The organism is uncultured Kiloniella sp. (genome assembly GCF_937128705.1).
Classification (GTDB): Bacteria; Pseudomonadota; Alphaproteobacteria; order Kiloniellales; family Kiloniellaceae; genus Kiloniella.
In genome coordinates this window covers 14,961-34,071 of sequence record NZ_CAKZMP010000098.1, presented here as the reverse complement: position 1 = coordinate 34,071, position 19,111 = coordinate 14,961, and the positions used below count along the sequence as shown (strand labels likewise).

Below are 19,111 nucleotides of genomic sequence, written 5' to 3'. Positions count from 1 at the left end.
TGACAGAGATTACGCCCCAGATTGCACTTGAGATTAATGGTGTAATTAAAAACAAGCCGAAATCGGCAAAAAGGGCTGAACCTAGGGAGCGACAAGTGCCAGAGATAGATATCTTGCCAGGGGAAATATATTGCCGGAGAAAAATAGATGAGTGAAAAACAACGGCTTCACCTTCATGTGCCAGAGCCCGAATTTCGTCCGGGAGATAAACCGGACTTCTCTAACGTCACGATACCCAAGGCAGGCTCTGTTCGGCGTCCTGATGTTGATGTTTCACCAGAAGAAATCAGGGATCTTGCTTATTCCATTATTCGCGTCCTGAACAGAGACGGGAATGCTGTTGGTCCTTGGGCTGATCTGTTGAGTGATGATGAATTAATCAAGGGTCTGCGTCACATGATGACGCTTCGGGCCTTCGATGCGCGTATGATGATGGCGCAAAGGCAGGGAAAAACATCCTTTTACATGCAACACCTTGGTGAAGAAGCTGTTTCAACTGCTTTTCAATGTGCGCTGGAAAAAGGGGATATGAATTTCCCGACGTACCGTCAGGCGGGTCTTTTGTTGGCACAGGACTATCCGATGGTCAAGATGATGAACCAGATCTACTCTAACGAAGAAGATCCGTTAAAAGGTCGTCAGCTTCCGATTATGTATTCTGAGAAAGAGTACGGATTTTTCTCCATTTCCGGTAACTTGGGCACGCAGTATATTCAGGCTGTAGGCTGGGCGATGGCTTCTGCGATTAAAAATGATACCAAGATTGCAGCGGGCTGGATCGGTGATGGATCTACGGCTGAATCAGATTTCCACGCAGCGTTGGTTTTTGCGTCCACCTACAAAGCACCTGTTATTCTTAACGTGGTGAATAATCAGTGGGCGATTTCAACTTTTCAAGGAATCGCGAAGGGCGGATCCGGGACTTTTGCTGCACGTGGGCACGGTTTTGGTATTCCAGCACTTCGGGTTGATGGGAACGATTATCTCGCTGTTTATGCCGTTGCGAAGTGGGCTGCTGAGCGCGCACGTTTGAACCTTGGCCCAACCATGATTGAATACGTGACCTATCGTGCTGGTGGACATTCGACTTCGGATGACCCCGCTGCTTACCGTCCCAAAGAAGAGTCTGATGCCTGGCCCTTAGGCGATCCGATTGAGCGTCTGAAACTTCATCTGATCAGCAAGGGAGTTTGGTCGGAAGAGCGCGACTTACAAACACAAGCTGAAATTAAAGACACCGTACTGGCAGCACAAAAAGAAGCAGAAAGTCACGGTACGCTCCATTCCGGGGGATCGCCTTCAGCGCGTGAAATGTTTGAAGATGTATATAAAGAAATGCCGCCGCATTTACGGCGTCAACGTCAGGAAGCGGGGATTTAATTCATGAGCAGAATGACGATGATTGAAGCCATCCGTGATGCAATGGATGTCATGATGGGAAAAAATGACGACGTGGTTGTCTTTGGTGAAGACGTTGGGTACTTCGGGGGTGTCTTTCGCTGTACTCACGGATTGCAGGAAAAATACGGTAAGAACCGCTGCTTTGATGCTCCGATCAATGAATCCGGGATTGTCGGTGCGGCAATTGGTATGGCGGCCTATGGTTTGCGGCCTTGCGTAGAGGTCCAGTTTGCTGATTATGTTTACCCAGCTTATGACCAGATCGTCTCGGAAGCTGCGCGGTTGCGCTATCGCTCTGCGGGCGATTTTACGGCACCGATAACAATCAGAATGCCGACGGGCGGTGGTATCTTTGGGGGACAAACACACAGTCAAAGCCCCGAAGCGGTCTTTACCCAGGTATCGGGCCTAAAGGTTGTTGTGCCTTCCAACCCTGCAGATGCCAAAGGTCTTCTGATTTCGGCGATAGAGGATGATGACCCCGTTATCTATCTGGAACCAAAGCGCCTTTATAACGGGCCTTTTGATGGTCACCATGACCAGCCGGTAACTCCTTGGTCGAAACATGAGATGGGTGAAGTGCCGGATGGGTACTATAATGTTCCATTGGGCAAAGCCAAAGTGACCCGTGAGGGAGCAGATGTTACAATTATTGCTTATGGCACCATGGTTCATGTTGCTGAAGCTGCGGCCAAAGAAACCGGAATTGATGCGGAGATAATTGATCTGCGGTGTCTGTTACCTCTGGATGAAGAGACAATCATCGCGTCGGTTAAAAAGACGGGACGTTGTGTTGTTGTTCACGAAGCTACGCTGACATCTGGTTTTGGTGCCGAACTTCTCTCTCGTGTTCAGGAAACCTGTTTCTATCATCTCGAAGCTCCAATCCAACGGGTGACAGGCTGGGACACTCCTTATCCTCATGCGCAGGAATGGGCTTATTTTCCCGGACCGGACAGAGTAAGCCGTGCGTTAAAACAAGTGATGGAGGCCTGATCAATGGGTGAATATGTAATCAAGCTTCCTGATGTTGGCGAAGGTGTTGCGGAAGCCGAGATCGTCGAGTGGGAAGTCTCAGTTGGCGATGTGGTTCAGGAAGATGCTGTCCTTGCCGCTGTGATGACTGACAAGGCAACGGTCGAAATTCCATCCCCTGTGGATGGTCGTGTTATTTGGCTTGGGGCCGAGCCTGGAGATGTAATGTCGGTTGGTGCCCCGATTATCAAACTAGAAGTTGATGGTGAGGGGAACACTACAGAGGATAGCGCGTCAAAACCTCTATCTGTTGAACCTGAAACTCCTAAGTCGGGAAAAGCAGAGAAGAAGGCGTCTCGTAAACAAGAACAAGTTTTTGTTGTTGAGCCGCCAAAGACAAAGGTGGAGATAGAAAAGCCATCGGCATCTCAAGTCCGTAAACAGTCTATTGGTCCTGCCAGAGCAGAAGGGGAGAAGCCTATTGCATCTCCGGCCATTCGAAAACGTGCACAGGACGGTGGTGTTGATCTTCGGCAAGTCACGGGAACGGGGCCAGCCGGACGCATTACCCACGAAGATCTGGATACTTATTTTGATGGCAGCAGTGTTGCGGTTCATCCAAAAGGGGGGCTTGTCCCCAATACGTCGGTCTCGGAAGTCAAGATCGTAGGTTTACGTCGTAAAATTGCGGAAAAGATGTCGATTTCCAAATCGCGCATACCGCATATTACGATTGTCGAAGAAGTCGATATGACGGCGTTAGAAGAATTGCGTGCGACATTGAACAAGAGCAGATCTGAAGATCATCCAAAGCTGACACTTTTGCCGTTCTTGATGCGGGCATTGGTCAAGGCTGTCGCTGAACAACCTAACCTCAACGCAATTTTTGATGACGAGGCGGGTGTTGTTCATCAATACGGCGGTGTCCATATTGGCATGGCTGCACAAACACCGAACGGATTGGTGGTGCCCGTTATAAAACATGCGGAAGCAAGGGATGTCTGGGGCTGTGCGGCAGAAGTCAATCGTCTAGCAGCTGCATCCAAAGCAGGGACCGCAACACGCGAAGAGTTAAGTGGATCGACCATTACCATTACATCGCTTGGGCCTTTGGGGGCTATTGCAACTACACCTGTTATTAATCATCCGGAAGTCGCTATTCTTGGGGTTAACAAAATGTCTGTACGTCCTATGTGGGATGGGAACGATTTTGTGCCACGTAAGATGATGAATATTTCTTCCAGCTTTGACCACAGGGTTATTGATGGCTGGGATGCGGCCGTTTTTGTGCAACGGATTAAATCCCTGCTTGAAACCCCGGCAATGATTTTTATGGAGGGCTAAGCCGTGAAGGAAATTAAAACAAAGCTTCTCGTGATCGGAGCAGGTCCTGGTGGATATATCTGTGCCATTCGCGCGGGGCAGTTGGGGATAGATACGGTTGTTATCGAGGCGGGAAAACCCGGTGGAACCTGTTTGAATGTTGGTTGTATTCCGTCAAAAGCTTTGATACATACCGCAGAGGAGTTCGATAAAGTCGCTCATTTATCAGGCGAAAATGCGCTTGGGATTTCGACGACAAAACCCTCTATTGATCTTGCACAGACAATGGAATGGAAAGACGGCATTGTCAGCCGCCTGAATTCTGGTGTTGCCGGGCTTTTAAAAAAGCACGGGGTTAAGACTGTCGAAGGTTGGGCCAAGTTCCGCGATGGTAAAACTGTAGAGGTCGCCACGCCGACAGGGCCGCAGATCATACGGGCTGAATACGTCGTGATTGCCACAGGTTCCAAGCCAGTGGAACTGCCTTTTCTACCTTTCGGGGATAAGGTTATTTCTTCAACGGAGGCCCTGTCGTTAACCGAAGTGCCAGAAAAGTTGGCTGTTGTTGGTGGCGGGTATATCGGGCTTGAGCTTGGTATTGCCTATGCAAAACTGGGGGCGAAGGTAACGGTTGTCGAGGCGGCTAAATCTGTTTTGCCACAGTATGACAAAGATTTGGTGCGTCCAATAAACAAGCGATTAAGCAGTCTTGGTATCAAGGTCATGACCAATGCCAAAGCAAAGGGACTTTCCACAAAAGGGAATTCCTTGCTTGTTGAGAATAGTGCAGGCACTGACGTTAAGGTCACGGCAGATAAAATTCTGGTTACTGTCGGGCGAAAGCCTGTAACTGAAGGCTGGGGTTTGGAAGAGATTGACTTGCGTATGGATGGACCTTTCATTCATATCAATGATAAGTGTGAAACATCTATGCGTGGAACTTTTGCGATTGGTGATGTTACCGGGGAACCAATGCTTGCCCATCGTGCCATGGCGCAAGGAGAAATGGTTGCTGAAATCATTGCCGGGGAAAAACGCGTTTGGGATAAAGTTTGTATTCCTGCGGTTTGCTTTACCGACCCGGAAATCGTAACGGCAGGATTGTCCCCGGTAGAGGCCAAGAAGTTGGGACATGAGATTAAAGAGGATCTCTTCCCGTTTCAGGCCAATGGTCGTGCCATGTCTGCCGAACGCGAAGAAGGGTTTGTCCGCATCGTTGCCCGGGCAGATAATCATCTGGTTCTTGGTATTCAGGCCGTCGGTGCAGGTGTTTCCGAAATGTCGGCAGGTTTTGCGCTGGCCCTTGAAATGGGCGCGCGTCTGGAAGATATCGCCGGAACAATCCACGCCCACCCAACACAAAGCGAAGCCTTTCAAGAGGCCGCCCTTAAAACCTTGGGACATGCATTACATATTTAGTCATGATCTGAATGCGCCTATATTGAAAAGGCATTTAGAAGAAATACTCGAAATAAAAGTGTTGGTTTTCCAGCGCTTTTATTTTTGGGTAATTTACTATGTATGAGATAGGAAAGGCATAAAATTTATGCTGTCACAAACGGCTACTTTTCTTGTGACTGGCTTTTAAGAGAGTTTTCCTATTATAGTTTTGTAATGAAAATTATAATGGGGAGAGATTTTAATGGAACAGATACCTGACTTCGTTGTCACCTTTCTGGAGCTTCTCTCTTTTCTTTTTATAACGGCTGTCGGGGCCGGGTTTCTGTGGTTGATTTATGCCTACATCACTGATGTAACGCAGACAGAGAGTACACTGCGTCGAAATTATCCTGTCATTGCACGTTTTCGTTATTTCTTTGAGCATCTGGGGGAGTTCTTTCGCCAGTATTTCTTTGCCTTGGACCGCGAAGAAATGCCCTTCAATCGTGCTGAAAGATCCTGGGTTTATCGTGCGGCTAAGAATGTTGATTCCACCGTGGCCTTTGGTTCTACCCGTGATCTCAGGCCTGCGGGAACGGTTTTCTTTGTGAACTGTCCTTTCCCGACACAGGCGGAAGACGCTATTGAACCCGGTAACGTGATCATTGGCCCTTATTGTCAGCAACCATATGAAACAGATAGTATTTTTAACATTTCAGGGATGAGTTATGGCGCGATTTCTATTCCGGCTGTGCGGGCTTTATCAAAAGGGGCCAAGAAGGCTGGTATCTGGTTGAATACAGGCGAGGGCGGCTTGTCGCCTTATCATCTGGAAGGTGGGGCCGATATTGTGTTTCAGATTGGAACCGCCAAGTTTGGTGTTCGCAAGCCCGAAGGTGGTTTTGACGAAGACAAGCTTCTGGAAATTGCAGCGCATGACCAGGTTAAAATGTTTGAGCTAAAGCTTTCACAGGGGGCTAAACCGGGGAAAGGAGGCATTTTACCCGGAGAAAAGGTCACCGAAGAAATCTCCAAAATCCGTGGTATTCCTATAGGGCAATCTGCCATCAGTCCAAATCGTCATCCAGAAGTGAAATCCGAGAGCGAACTTCTGGATATGCTTGCTTACATCCGTGATACAACGGGGAAACCTGTTGGCTTTAAAATGGTTGTCGGGACCTATGGTTTTTTTGATAACCTGTGCGAGGAAATCAAAAAACGAGGTATTGAAAGCGCCCCCGATTTTATCACAATTGATAGTGCTGACGGGGGGACTGGGGCAGCCCCGATGAGCTTGATTGATAACATGGGGGTGCCTTTGCGGGAAAGCTTACCTCATGTGGTCGATACCCTGATCAGGCATGGGCTGCGTGATCGTATTAAAGTTTGTGCCAGTGGTAAAATGATTAACCCGTCTGATGTGGCGTGGGCCTATTGCGCAGGGGCAGATTTTGTCAACTCTGCGCGTGGATTTATGTTCGCGCTTGGGTGTATTCAGGCGTTGCAATGCAATAAGAATACATGCCCGACAGGAATCACTACTCACAATAAAAAACTACAATTTGGTCTGGACCCTGAAACGAAGTCAGTACGGGTTGCCAGCTATGCCGAGAATATGCGTAAAGAAGTGGGAATCATTGCCCATAGTTGTGGTGCGGCAGATGCGCGGGCCTTGAAGCGTTATCATGCGCGGATCGTTCTTGATACAGGGCGTAGTGTCGCGATGGATGTGCTTTATCCTTATCCAACGGTATTGGCTGCTGAATAGAGTTTTATGGGGTATCGGGTGAAACCGCGTGTTTTATATCGTTGATATGGTCCCGCATTGCTTCGGCTGCGGCATCGGGTTCATGGGCCTGAAGCGCAGCTAAGATCCGGCAGTGACCGGTGATGGAAGCAACACGACGTTCTTCACTTTGATGCCCCTCGGTACGGGATGGGTCTATAGATGCGCTGATCTTGTCCATGAGATCAGATAGGAGCGTATTCCCAGTTGCCTTGGCGATGAGTGCGTGAAAGCTCCTGTCGATCTTTTGAAGTTCACTTAGATCTTCCGTCGTCATCTGAGTTCTCAGAAGCTGATCCATTTCCGCTAATTGTTCCGGCAGGATCATTTCTGCAGCAAGAGCGGTAATTTGCGGCTCGATTAATTCACGCAGTTGGAAGACTTCGAAAAGACGTCTTGCATCCCCAGAAACCAAAGAGGACAAAGCGCGGGTTAGCTCTTCCCTTGTTGAAGATCTGATGTAGTTGCCACTTCCACGTTTCGGCGCTAGGACACCTTGTTCTTGTAAGACACGAATGGCTTCACGGACAGAATGGCGTGAGACAGAAAACAAGTCAGATAGACGTCGTTCGGAAGGAAGCGCGTCCCCAGGGCCCATGTCTTCATCGCTGATCAACTTTCTGATCTTGGCGATAACGTCTTCATAGGCGCGCACTGTTGAAACTGAATTATCGTTCGTTTCAGTTTCTTGCTCTAGCGTCGTAGATTGACTTTGCTCTGTCATACTTGTGCTCTCCCTTAACTGCCTTCTAAGGCAGCGTTCTTATGTTAGCAAGTCATGTATCATGCGCAAGCTTGTGATGAAGAGGAAAAAAGCAAAAGACAGTCTAAGAAGTTTTGGCGGGATCGCATGGGCAATCTTCGCGCCGATTGGGGCAAAGAACCCTGATGTAGGGATAATCAGAGCAAAGCCAATCAGGTTTACATAGCCGAGTGAGAAGTCTGGTCTTCCGGGTAGTCCCAAACCGTAATAAATATAACCAAGAAAGCCGGGAACCGCGATGATAAGACCGATGGCAGAAGCCGTCGCAACAGCTTTGCGAATAGGGTAGTTAAAAAGGGTGAGAATAGGTACAGACAAGGTTCCGCCGCCGATCCCCATTAACACCGATATTCCGCCGATGAAAACCCCGATTAGTTGTTTAAAGGGGGAGCCGGGAAGCTGATCTGAAATATGTGCACCTTCAGGACGGAAAGCCATATTCATAGCGACGACTAACGCTATGACTGCAAAGACTGCAATCAAAGCTTCCGAGCCAATATTTCCGCCGACAACAACCCCGATCAAGACGCCAATCGCAATGGCAGGCCCCCAGCTTTTCAAGAGGTCTGTATCTACAGCTCCTTTGGCATAATGAGAACGGGCAGAGGCAAAACCAGTGACAAGAATAGTTGCCAATGACGTCCCAACGGCGGTGTGCATGCGAACGGACTCGTCGACACCTATTAGACTGAAAAGGTGATATAGAACGGGAACGATAACAATGCCGCCGCCGACGCCTAAAAGGCCGGCAATCAGCCCGGCAACAACGCCTGTGGCCAATAGGATAGCTGCTAGAATAAGCAGATCTGTGGAAAGGAGTGCGTCCATCTATGTAAAGCCTGACTAAGTAATTTTTTAAGTTAGAGAATGAGTGGTATCTCGGCTTAGATTTATTTTTACTGAATTTTACAGCACCTATTACCTTGATGCCATATAGTGTGAAGGGTTTTGATGCCTTGATGCTTGGTTGGGAAACTCTCCGATGATCAAGTTGTCTTTCGTATGGTCTCAATAATTTTTTGGTTTTACCAAGTTATATTGGTTGTACCAATTATCGTCATGATCTATCTTACCTGTCAAGTTATGTTGTTTTGATACCTTTTTACGGGTCTAGTCACTTGTTTTTCCTAGATATCCGCATTCGGGGAATCTTATTCGATCAGGAGAGTAGAGTATGAGCGATTTCACCACGCGCCCGGAAATTACAGGCACTTTTGGTGTTGTGACCTCAACCCACTGGCTGGCTACAGCAGCGGGTATGGGCATTCTGGAACGAGGTGGAAACGCCTATGACGCTGCCGTTGCAACGGGTTTTGCATTGCAAGTTGTCGAACCACATCTTAACGGTCCTGGTGGTGAAGTGCCGATCATTGTGGCTCCGGAAGATGGGCCCGTTAAAGTTATTAATGGGCAAGGACCTGCGCCGAAGAAAGCGACATTGGAAGCTTATCAGGCCTTGGATTTATCTATTGTACCGGGGTCGGGTATGCTTTCTGCCGTAGTTCCCGGTGCCTTTGATGCATGGATGTTGATGCTGTTGGATTATGGCACGATGTCTTTGCGGGACGTTCTATCCTATGCGATTAATTTTGCGCGTGATGGTTATCCTTTGGTTCCCAATATCTCGCATACAATAAACCGGGTTAAGGACCTCTTTGAGACCGAATGGACTTCTTCGGCTGATATTTACCTGAAAGACTGTAAAGTACCGGAAGCTGGTGATCTTTTTAAAAATCCTGAACTGGCTGATATGTACGACCGGATTGTTTCTGAAGCGGAAGCTGTATCGGATAGTCGGGAAGAGCAAATCAAGGCTGCCAGAAAAATTTGGTCAGAAGGTTTTGTCGCGCAGGCAATTTTGGATTTCTGTGAAACCGCAGAGGTTATGGATACGACAGGACGACGTCACAAGGCCTTATTGGATAAAAGTGATTTCACTGCGTGGTCCGCTTCTTACGAAGAACCTCTTACATTCGATTATCATGGTTATACCGTTTGTAAGACTGCGGCATGGGGGCAGGGGCCCGTTTTCTTGCAGCAACTGGCGTTGTTGAAAGCTTTCGATCTGGATAGTCTGGATGAAAAATCTCCAGATTTTGTACATCTTGTCACGGAAAGTGCAAAGTTAGCTTTTGCGGATCGGGAAGCTTTCTATGGCGATCCAGATTTTGTTGATGTGCCGATGGATGTCTTGCTGTCCGAAGCTTATAACGATGAACGCCGTAAACTCATCACGGACAAAGCATCTCTGGAAATCAGACCAGGGACTGTCCCCGGTAAGGGCGGAAATGTGGTGGTTCGGATCAAAGGAACCACAGACGAAGGCAAAGATAATACCGATCTTGGTGAGCCAACAGTTGCGCGGTTTAATGATGAACCAACACCAGACGATAAAGGCGGTGTAAAGGGAGATACCTGTCATCTCGATATTATTGATCGTTGGGGAAATATGGTTTCAGCAACACCAAGTGGTGGGTGGTTACAGTCTTCACCGGTCATTCCAGGACTTGGGTTTTGCCTGACAAATCGGGCGCAGATGTTCTGGCTTGATGAAACTTCTCCGGCATGTATCGCTCCCGGAAAATTACCAAGAACAACGTTAACACCTTCACTCGCCTTGAAAAATGGTGTGCCATACATGGCTTTTGGAACGCCGGGTGGGGATCAACAGGATCAATGGTCGCTCCATTTCTTCCTGCGCCATGTTCATTTTGGCCTGAACCTACAAGAAGCTATTGATGCGCCTGCTTTCCAAACCGCGCATTTCCCAAGCTCGTTTTATCCGCGTGAATGTGATCCGGGTAATCTCTCACTCGAAGGACGTTTTCCTTCGGAAACCATTGAAGAATTGAAACGTCGGGGCCATAAAGTAGTTATCGAGCCAGATTGGTCACTGGGGCGCATGGCTGCAGCAACCAAAGAAAACGGTTTGTTGAAAGCGGCTGCAAATCCTCGCTCAATGCAAGGATATGCTGCAGGGCGGTAATTGTCTTAGTAAAGTGTGCAAAATAAAAAAGCCGCAGAGTTGGGATAACTCTGCGGCTTTTTATTTTTAACGTAAGTCGATGTTATTCGACGTTACGCAGAATTTTGTTTTCTGGATCATACGGTGATTCTTCAACAACCGTTGCTTTGAAAAGATTTCCAAGGATATAGACTTCCAGCTCTGTGCCAATTTCGGCCAAATCCGGGCGTACCATAGCGAGGGCAATAGATTTCTGAGTACGGAAACCGTATCCACCGGATGTTACGCGGCCAACCATTTCACCGTTGAGATAAATTGGTTCGGATCCACGGGCATCACAATCGGTCACTCCATGGACTTCCATCGTAACGAACTGGTTGTCAAAACCACGCTCTTTCCAATCAGCCAATGCCTGTTTCCCGATGAAATCATCTTCTTTATCTAGGCGCACAAAACGATCAAGGCCGGTCTCGAGCGCAGAATATTCGATGGACATTTCTGTTGGGATCAAACGGTAGGATTTTTCCAGACGCATGGAATCCATTGCGCGGATACCAAATGGTTTCAGGCCGAATTCAGCACCAGCTTCCATGAGAACATCAAAAAGATAGTTCTGCATTTCAATTGGGTGGTGAAGCTCCCAACCGTACTCACCGACAAAGTTAACACGTGCAGCAGTGACTGGTGCAATGCCAACAGAGATCTGTTGTGCGGTCAACCATGGGAAGGCTTTGTTAGAGAAATCAGCATCAGACAGTTTTTCCATCAAGAGGCGGGATTTTGGTCCGGCAATAATGAAAACACCTTGCTGAGTTGTGATCTTCTCTAGTTCAACTGAACCGTCTGTTGGTTTTAGCTTCGTAAGGTAATCCCAGTCGTGACGTTCCTGAGCACCAGCAGATACGAGGTAGTAGCTCTGTTTGCCTGTTTTTAGGATGGTGAATTCAGCGCGAACACCTCCGTGTAGGGTCAACATGTGTGTCAACGCCATACGACCGATCTTTTTCGGAATTTTGTTGGCAACCAAGCTGCTCAACCAAGCTTCTGCACCACGACCTTTAACGATGAACTTAGAGAAGGCTGACATGTCAAGCAGGCCAACGTTTTCCATAACGTTCTTACATTCGTTGCCGACGTGCTCGAAGTAGTTGGAGCGACGGAAAGACCATTTCTCTACAGGAAGTTTTCCTTCATCAGCAGGGGCGTGGTTTTCACGTGTGATTGTGTCGTCTTGGTTTAGATCTTCTTCGGTCAAGCCATAGCCTTCTGGCGCGAACCAGTTTGGACGTTCCCAGCCAAAGATTGTGCCCATAACTGCACCGTGTTCTTTCATGCGATCATAAGAAGGGGAGCGCTTTAGACCACGGGCTGCCGGGCGAGATTCATCCGGATAGTGAACCGTAAAGACATTTGCGTAGGCTTCTTCGTTCTTTTCTTTCAAGAAACCACGACCTGCGTAAGGGCCAAAACGACGTGGGTCAACGCCAGACATATCGATTGTTGGCTCGCCGTCTACGATCCACTCTGCCAGCTGCCAACCAGCACCACCGGTTGCTGTAATACCGAAGGAGTGACCTTCGTTAAGCCAGAAGTTCTTTAGGCCCCAGGCTGGACCAATAATTGGTGATCCATCAGGCGTGTAGGCAATCGCGCCGTTGTAAACTTCTTTGATACCAACTTCTGCAAAGGCTGGTACACGTTCAAAAGCAGTCTCGATGTATGGCATCAGACGTTCTAGTTCACCGTTGAACAGCTCGTATTTTGCGTCTGGCGCTGGGCCGTCAACATAACAGCAAGGTGCGCCAACTTCGTAAGGGCCAAGCAACAGGCCACCAGCTTCTTCACGCATGTACCAAGAAGAATCTGATTCACGCAAAACACCCATTTCTGGAAGGCCAGCAGCGTGACGTGCTTTAATGTCCGGGTGAGGCTCAGTCACGATGAACTGGTGCTCAACCGGGATGACTGGAATATCGAGACCAACCATTTCACCCGTCTTGCGGGCAAAGTTACCAGTACAAGAGATAACGTGCTCACAAGAGATATCACCCTTGTCAGTCTGAACGATCCAGCTGTCATCATCTTGCTGTTCCATACCGAGAACAGTTGTGTGCTGGTGAATTTCTGCACCGTTATTACGGGCACCCTTTGCAAGTGCTTGCGTTAGTTCAGCAGGTTGTACATATCCGTCATCCACGTGCTGGATCGCACCAAGAATACCGTCTGTGTTACAAAGCGGCCAAATTTCCTTGAGCTCTTCAACAGAAAGCCATTTAACATCAATGCCGAGTGTTTTAGCCACACCAACGTAGTATCTGTACTCGTCCATACGGTCTTGTGTCCGGGCCAGACGAATGTTCGAAACCTGTTTAAGGCCTGAATTCAGGCCGGTTTCTTCTTCCAGGCGGGCATAGAGATCTACTGAGTACTGGTGGATTTTTCCAACAGAGTAGCTCATGTTGAACAGAGGCAGCAGGCCAGCAGCGTGCCAGGTGGAACCAGATGTCAGATCGTGGCGCTCTAAAAGCGCAACATCTGACCAACCTTTTTTTGCCAAGTGGTAAAGTGTACCAACACCAACAGCACCACCACCGATAACGACGGCTTTGTAGTGAGATTTCATCGCCTGACTCCAAATTAATGCGACTAAACGTGCTTATGCACAGGGTCAAAGTTGTATGTTATGTTTCGGTATTTTTTGCGACACGACAAAAAGTTTTGGTAATTTTTGTACAGTAGCAGCCACCGATTACATCCTGCTATGATGATGGGGAACAGTCCGCTGAACGTCCTATCGGTTTGCGTCACCACACTCGCAGTTTACGACATTAGTGATCTTTTACGACATTTCGACGTTAGCAGATTTTGACCTTTTAGGGACAAAGAAAGTCGTTTTATCTCATGTTTATTGAAAACGACTCGTATGTGTTACGGTTGAAGAAGATGGCCTTCAATTTAAATATTTCTCAAAAGTGTGATTTAATGAGGAGAAATTTAAATCTGTTCTCACGGTTTTTATTAGGGAAATAAGCTTGTTAACCCTCCTTGCCGCATTTGGTTTTTTGTCGGTCGCAATCTAGACAGAGCCTTATCCGCCAGAAGGGAATATTCGAGGTCTCTACAGGAGGGCATTTAATGAGTGATACAGAAACAAGATCAGGTCGCGCTGGTCGCGCCGGTCGAGGTCGTAGTGGCGGTGGTGCTGCTTCACGACGTGCTGCCAGATCAAGTGGTTCAGCAGAGCAACTAAAATACATTACACGTAATATTCCTTATTTCGAGACACTGAATGCAGAAGCGCTTGAAATAATTGAACACAATGCTGAAACTGTTCTGGAAGAAATCGGGATTGAATTCCGTGACGATCCTGAAGCCCTTCAAATTCTTAAAGACAATGGCTGTGATGTACAGGGCGAGCGCGTTCGTTTCCCGCGCGGTCTTGCACGCCAATGGTGTTCCCATGCACCAAGTGAGTTTACCCAGCACGCCCGTAACACTGAACGGTCTGTGATTATTGGTGGTAAGAATACCGTTTTTGCCCCTGTATATGGACCTCCCTTTGTCCGTGATCTCGACGGTGGTCGTCGCTATGCAACGATTGAAGATTTCCGGAACTTTGTGAAGTTGACATATTCTATGCCTGCGCTTCACCATTCTGGTGGTACGGTTTGTGAGCCTGTTGATATTCCGGTGAACAAACGTCACCTGGATATGCTGTATTCCCATATACGTTATTCAGACAAACCCTATATGGGATCAGTTACCGCACCAGAACGCGCTGAAGATTCCATTGCGATGTCTAAATTGGTTTTTGGCGATGATTTCGTTGAAAACAATACGGTAATGATCAGTCTGATCAACGCGAACTCACCGATGACATTTGACGATACAATGCTTGGTGCCTTGAAGGTATATGCTCGCCACATGCAGGCTTGTATTGTCACACCATTCATTCTGGCGGGTGCTATGGCGCCAGTGACCGCAGCTGGTGTGATGGCGCAATCCCTTGCTGAGGGGATGGCCGGGATTGCTTTCGCACAGATGGTTCGCAAAGGGGCCCCGGTTGTTCTGGGGTCGTTCGCGAGTTCGATTTCAATGCAGTCTGGCGCGCCGACTTTTGGAACACCTGAGCCTGCTTTGGTTCTTTATGGTATGGCACAGCTCGCGCGTCGTCTTGGGGTTCCATTCCGCTCTGGTGGATCGCTTTGTGGTTCCAAGGTTCCTGATGCGCAAGCAGCATACGAGTCAGCAAATACAATCCTGCCAACGTCGCTTGCTGGTGTAAACTTTACCCTCCACTCTGCCGGGTGGCTCGAAGGTGGTTTGATTTCATCTTATGAGAAGCTCGTGATGGATGCTGACCAACTGGGTATGATGCAGCGTATGTTGGAAGGCTATGATATGACCGAGAACGGTCAAGCTATGGATGCCCTTCGCGAAGTTGGTCCTGGTAACCATTTTCTTGGCTGTGCTCATACTCAGGCAAACTTTGAGACTGCCTTCTATCGTTCTAATATTGCGGATAACAATTCTTTCGAACAGTGGGAATCTGAAGGCTCCCTTGATGCCTATCAACGTGCAAATGCTGTTGTAAAAAAGACTTTGGAGCAATATGTCGCGCCTGATCTTGATGCGTCGATTGATGAAGCCTTGAATGAATTCATCACCAAGAAAAAAGAGTCTATGCCGGACGCTTTTACCTAAGTATCCTACTTAGATCTTATTTGTTAAGAAAAGGCGACTTTTGTCGCCTTTTCTTATGCGCGGAAAATAAAAGTAGTATTCGGTTCTTGTTTACTTTTAAACTTTCTGATAATTGGCATTTTAAAGAGTAAAAAGCTCAAGATAAAATAAGTGTACTTTTTAAGGTTAGGGCAAGAGAATGATGTTATCCTTCATTCTTGTGATACTTTATACGCACTTACTAATAAATGTATCTTCATATTGCTAACATGCGTGTCAGGTGAAAGTTTAGAGATGATTAGAAAAGCCCCGCAAGAATTGCCACAGCGCATCGTTTTTTTCCTTGTCCCAAAGTTCTCTCTTATCGCTTTTACATCTGCTGTAGAGCCGTTAAGGCTTGCGAACAGAGAGGCAGGAAAAAAACTCTATAGCTGGAATTTGGTCAGCGTAGATGATCAGCCTGTATTGTCTTCTTGTGGTATTCCTATTGCTCCGGATATTAATCTTGATGAGCTGGATAATTTTCATGCGGCAATTATTTGCAGCGGGGAAGATGCGCATAAGATAGAAGATAGGCGTATTCATTCCTGGTTACGCCGTATTGAGAGAAAAGGCGTTGATATTGGAGCTCTTTGTACCGGAGCCCATATTTTGGCAAAAGCTGGGTTACTTGATGATTACAGCTGTACAATTCATTGGGAAAATTTGGCTGGATTTCTAGAAGATTTTCCCGAAATCGAAGTTACCCCAGAACTGTTCGAAATCGATCGAAACCGCTTCACCTGTGCTGGTGGAACTGCCTCGCTTGATATGATGCTCAATATTATTTCGTCCCAGTATGGGCATGAGCTGGCAGGGGAAGTCGCAAACCAGTTTATGCATGATCGTATTCGTGATGAACATGATCAACAGCGTATGTCTATGCCAGTTCGATTGGGTGTGCGGCATCCAAAACTGCTGGCAGTTATCAAGTTGATGGAAGAAAACTTGGAAGAGCCTTTGACGCGTATTCAGTTGGCTAAAGATGCGGGGCTCTCAACCCGGCAGCTAGAACGACTCTTTCGTAAATATCTTGGCCGTTCTCCTGCGCGATATTATTTGGAACTGAGATTAAACAAAGCTCGCCTTCTCCTACTGCAAACAAATATGTCTGTTATTGATGTGGCTTTGGCGTGTGGTTTTGTATCGGCGTCCCACTTTTCTAAATGTTATCGCGATTTCTTTGGCAGAACACCAAGAAAAGAGCGGGGCCTTCCGGGGCTTCCAGGGGAAGAAGAAGACGTTTAGTTTTCTGATGAAACAATCTATGTATTAAAAAAAATCCTGCGAAATCGTTTCGCAGGATTTTTTTGTTTCCTATTAATAATAGGCGTTTTATTTTTTGTTATCAAAAGGCTCAAAGCAGCTTTTGGGTAAAAGAGGCTCAAGAACGTTGGCGATGTCATGGGGCGCATCGGTGAAGTTAACGCCGACATTTGTGCCATGATCCCAAGCAACAGAAACATTGAGAGCTGCCGATTTTGAAAAGCGAAGAGTTTCGATCGTTTCGCCTGTTAAAGGCTGATCAAACTCGAGCTTTGCCCCAGTTAAAGAGATATCCATGACAGCGCAGTCTTTTTTCCGCAGGTTACCATCAACGCGCCCTGCCAGAATCACTTCTGCCCTTGGAAATACCCTGCGGTCTTCAACTGATTTACTCACCGTCTAGATCTCCCTTACAGCATTTGAGTTGAAATTATCGATAACTGATTGTGATTAAAAAAACTTTAAGCAGTTTGTAGCTAGCGGGCAAAAGAATGCAAATCACAATTTATGGTTAATTTCTGTCAACGAATATTTAACGCAAATTTTAGATTTAATTTTCTAAAATAGTCCTGCTTGTAGGAGGGTATTATGGTTGCTGTTGCACAATTGAGCGAAAGTTATGCTGACACATTCAGGGAAGAACATCTGGTAAAGGCAGAGAGAGGCCTTTTGAGTATACCAGCTGGTTCAGAGCAAGGAGTACATGCTTTGCAGGATATGTTGGCGAATTCAATTGCTTTTGAAAACCATGCACAGCCCGATTCTGGCGATTTAAATCAATCTCTTCGATCTATTGAAACGATTTCGTCCAAAATGTCGGATTTATTTTTGGACGATGTTGGTGAGGCTCTTACTGAGATTGATATCGTATCAACAGATGCTGAGCACTCTTATCGTCCCACACCCTTCCTCGATCAGGGAATGCTTTCTTTTTATATGCATTCTGATGATTCGCAGCAAGAGGATGTAATGCTGGCCATGCCGGAATTAATTGATGATGAAGAGTTTGTTTTAGTTCCAACTGTTGGGCTGACACTTCATTAAGTTTTATTTATCCCGTTCAATGCAAGACGAAGCTGCTCTAAGCCGTTATTGATTGATGAATGTTCGATTGCTGTGTATCCAAGACGGAAATTATTTTTTGGTGGAATTGCGTCAAAGTAGTAAATTGCACCGGGTTCCAGAACAACACCTTTCTTTAGGGCTTCTTGCAATAACTCTTTGCTGTCCAGGTCTTTGGAACCGTTGACCCAAAAGCTTGATCCTCCGGAAGATCTTTGAAAATTAAGACCGATTGTTTCCAGTCCCGTTTTCATCTCGAGCCATCTGTTTTTATAAATCTTCCTTAATTTTTTGCGCAAAGCATCGTGATGTCCAAGAGCGAGGAACAGTGCCATCGTCCGTTGATTGTTGGTTGGGGTATGTCGATGCATAAGTCGGCCAAGCGCTCTTGCTTCTTGGATAATTTCTTTTGAAGCAACGAGGTACCCAAGTCGTAATCCGGGAAAGAAAGACTTGGAAAGACTGCCCACATAAACGACACGTCCGGCATTATCGAGGGATTTCAGGGCAGGGGTTGGAGAGCTTTCAAAATTCAATTCAGGCTCATAATCATCTTCAATGATTAAGGTGTTGTTGGTTTCTGCACGTTCAAGCAATTCCTTTCTTCTTTGTAGGGGCATGGTGACGGTTGTTGGAAATTGGTGGCTTGGCGTGACGGCCAGGACATTGCAGGTGTCTATTTGTTGGTCAGGGATTAGTCCATGATTGTCCAGTTTTAGGTACCGTATACGTGAACCGATACACTGAATAATATTCCGGAGGTCCGGGTAACCCGGGTTTTCCATACCAAACAAGGTATTGTTGTTAAGGAAAAGGCGGCAAAGTATATAAAGGCTGTTTTGAGCACCAGCTGTTACCAAAATTTCTTCTTCACTTGCATGAATGCCACGTGTGGGAAGTAGCCGCGTTCTGATCTGTTCAACGAGAAAGGGATCGTCAGTTCCTAGGCGGTCTTCAGTCCAATCGGCCATCGCATTCAGGCTTAAAGCCTGTCTAGAGCACTCTCTCCACGCGGCAATCGGGAAGAGTGACTTATCAACCTGAGCTGTCACAAAAGGATAAGGGTAATCCCGCCAGTTTGCTGGTTTTTCAATGTTTTGCTGGTGACTAGGCCGATGTTTCATTTGCTGGAAAACAGGGCTAGGTAAGGGGGCTTCCTTTGGTTGTTGACGCTGGTCTCGGGTTAATGGAAGGGTTAGACGATCGCTGACATAGATACCACTGCGTTCTCTGGATGTCAGATATCCGTCATCGATCAGAGAATTATAAGCCTGAGTGACAGTGATCCGAGACACATCTAGTTGTTCAGCCAGTTTTCGACTGGAGGGAACAGGTTCTCTAGCTGGTAAGCTTCCCCCTAAAATCGCAGAAACAAACTTTCTCCTGATCTGTAATTGGAGAGATTCATCGCTTTCCTTGTCCAGAATGAAAAGGCTTTCTGACATAATGTGGAATCCTTTGTCTTTTT

At 47.1% G+C, this 19,111-nt stretch carries 14 protein-coding genes; 9 read left to right on the top strand and 5 right to left on the bottom strand.

Annotation, left to right across the window (positions count from 1 at the left end; all coding sequences use genetic code 11):
* Window positions 1–147: 147 nt before the first annotated feature.
* The 5 genes from Q0241_RS05830 (at window position 148) to Q0241_RS05810 (ending at window position 6,847) form a co-directional block, all read left to right on the top strand.
* Entirely contained in the window at window positions 148–1,380 is a 1,233-nt protein-coding gene (locus tag Q0241_RS05830) for a 3-methyl-2-oxobutanoate dehydrogenase (2-methylpropanoyl-transferring) subunit alpha (protein ID WP_299374529.1), read from the top strand.
* Between the two features lie 3 nt (window positions 1,381–1,383).
* A complete protein-coding gene (locus Q0241_RS05825; protein WP_299374526.1) occupies window positions 1,384–2,397 on the top strand; it encodes an alpha-ketoacid dehydrogenase subunit beta in 1,014 nt (337 codons plus the stop codon).
* 3 nt (window positions 2,398–2,400) lie between these two features.
* The gene (locus Q0241_RS05820; protein WP_299374523.1) at window positions 2,401–3,720 is read left to right on the top strand and encodes a dihydrolipoamide acetyltransferase family protein; all 1,320 of its coding nucleotides are present in this window, start codon (window positions 2,401–2,403) and stop codon (window positions 3,718–3,720) included.
* A gap of 3 nt (window positions 3,721–3,723) precedes the next feature.
* Window positions 3,724–5,118, top strand: coding sequence for a dihydrolipoyl dehydrogenase (gene lpdA / locus Q0241_RS05815; protein WP_299374520.1), 1,395 nt, complete (start codon window positions 3,724–3,726; stop codon window positions 5,116–5,118).
* Window positions 5,119–5,341: 223 nt separating this feature from the next.
* Window positions 5,342–6,847, top strand: coding sequence for an FMN-binding glutamate synthase family protein (locus tag Q0241_RS05810; RefSeq protein ID WP_299374517.1), 1,506 nt, complete (start codon window positions 5,342–5,344; stop codon window positions 6,845–6,847).
* A gap of 4 nt (window positions 6,848–6,851) precedes the next feature.
* Here the strand turns inward: Q0241_RS05810 and Q0241_RS05805 are convergent, their stop codons facing one another.
* The gene (locus Q0241_RS05805) at window positions 6,852–7,589 is read right to left on the bottom strand and encodes a FadR/GntR family transcriptional regulator (protein WP_299374514.1); all 738 of its coding nucleotides are present in this window, start codon (window positions 7,587–7,589) and stop codon (window positions 6,852–6,854) included.
* Window positions 7,590–7,628: 39 nt separating this feature from the next.
* The gene (locus Q0241_RS05800) at window positions 7,629–8,456 is read right to left on the bottom strand and encodes a sulfite exporter TauE/SafE family protein (RefSeq protein WP_299374511.1); all 828 of its coding nucleotides are present in this window, start codon (window positions 8,454–8,456) and stop codon (window positions 7,629–7,631) included.
* Between the two features lie 346 nt (window positions 8,457–8,802).
* Between Q0241_RS05800 and Q0241_RS05795 the strand changes: the two genes are divergently transcribed.
* Entirely contained in the window at window positions 8,803–10,614 is a 1,812-nt protein-coding gene (locus Q0241_RS05795; protein ID WP_299374509.1) for a gamma-glutamyltransferase family protein, read from the top strand.
* A gap of 82 nt (window positions 10,615–10,696) precedes the next feature.
* Here Q0241_RS05795 and Q0241_RS05790 read toward each other — a convergent pair whose 3' ends face one another.
* A complete protein-coding gene (locus tag Q0241_RS05790; protein WP_299374506.1) occupies window positions 10,697–13,216 on the bottom strand; it encodes an FAD-dependent oxidoreductase in 2,520 nt (839 codons plus the stop codon).
* Window positions 13,217–13,728: 512 nt separating this feature from the next.
* On the opposite strand from Q0241_RS05790, the gene Q0241_RS05785 reads away from it, so the two are divergent.
* Window positions 13,729–15,297: a trimethylamine methyltransferase family protein gene (locus Q0241_RS05785; RefSeq protein WP_299374503.1), complete on the top strand. Its 1,569-nt coding sequence runs from the start codon at window positions 13,729–13,731 to the stop codon at window positions 15,295–15,297.
* A 273-nt stretch (window positions 15,298–15,570) separates the two neighbouring features.
* Complete coding sequence (locus Q0241_RS05780; RefSeq protein ID WP_299374500.1) at window positions 15,571–16,563, top strand: GlxA family transcriptional regulator; 993 nt, start codon at window positions 15,571–15,573, stop codon at window positions 16,561–16,563.
* Window positions 16,564–16,650: 87 nt separating this feature from the next.
* Here the strand turns inward: Q0241_RS05780 and Q0241_RS05775 are convergent, their stop codons facing one another.
* On the bottom strand, window positions 16,651–16,977 hold the full coding sequence (locus Q0241_RS05775; protein WP_299374497.1) for a PilZ domain-containing protein: 327 nt from the start codon (window positions 16,975–16,977) through the stop codon (window positions 16,651–16,653).
* Between the two features lie 192 nt (window positions 16,978–17,169).
* Between Q0241_RS05775 and Q0241_RS05770 the strand changes: the two genes are divergently transcribed.
* Window positions 17,170–17,625 carry a hypothetical protein gene (locus Q0241_RS05770; protein ID WP_299374494.1) on the top strand — a complete coding sequence of 152 codons (456 nt, stop codon included), beginning with the start codon at window positions 17,170–17,172 and terminating at the stop codon, window positions 17,623–17,625.
* On the opposite strand, the gene Q0241_RS05765 is transcribed toward Q0241_RS05770, so the two are convergent.
* A complete protein-coding gene (locus tag Q0241_RS05765) occupies window positions 17,622–19,088 on the bottom strand; it encodes a PLP-dependent aminotransferase family protein (protein WP_299374491.1) in 1,467 nt (488 codons plus the stop codon). The two genes, Q0241_RS05770 and Q0241_RS05765, sit on opposite strands and share 4 nt — an antisense overlap.
* Window positions 19,089–19,111: the final 23 nt, after the last annotated feature.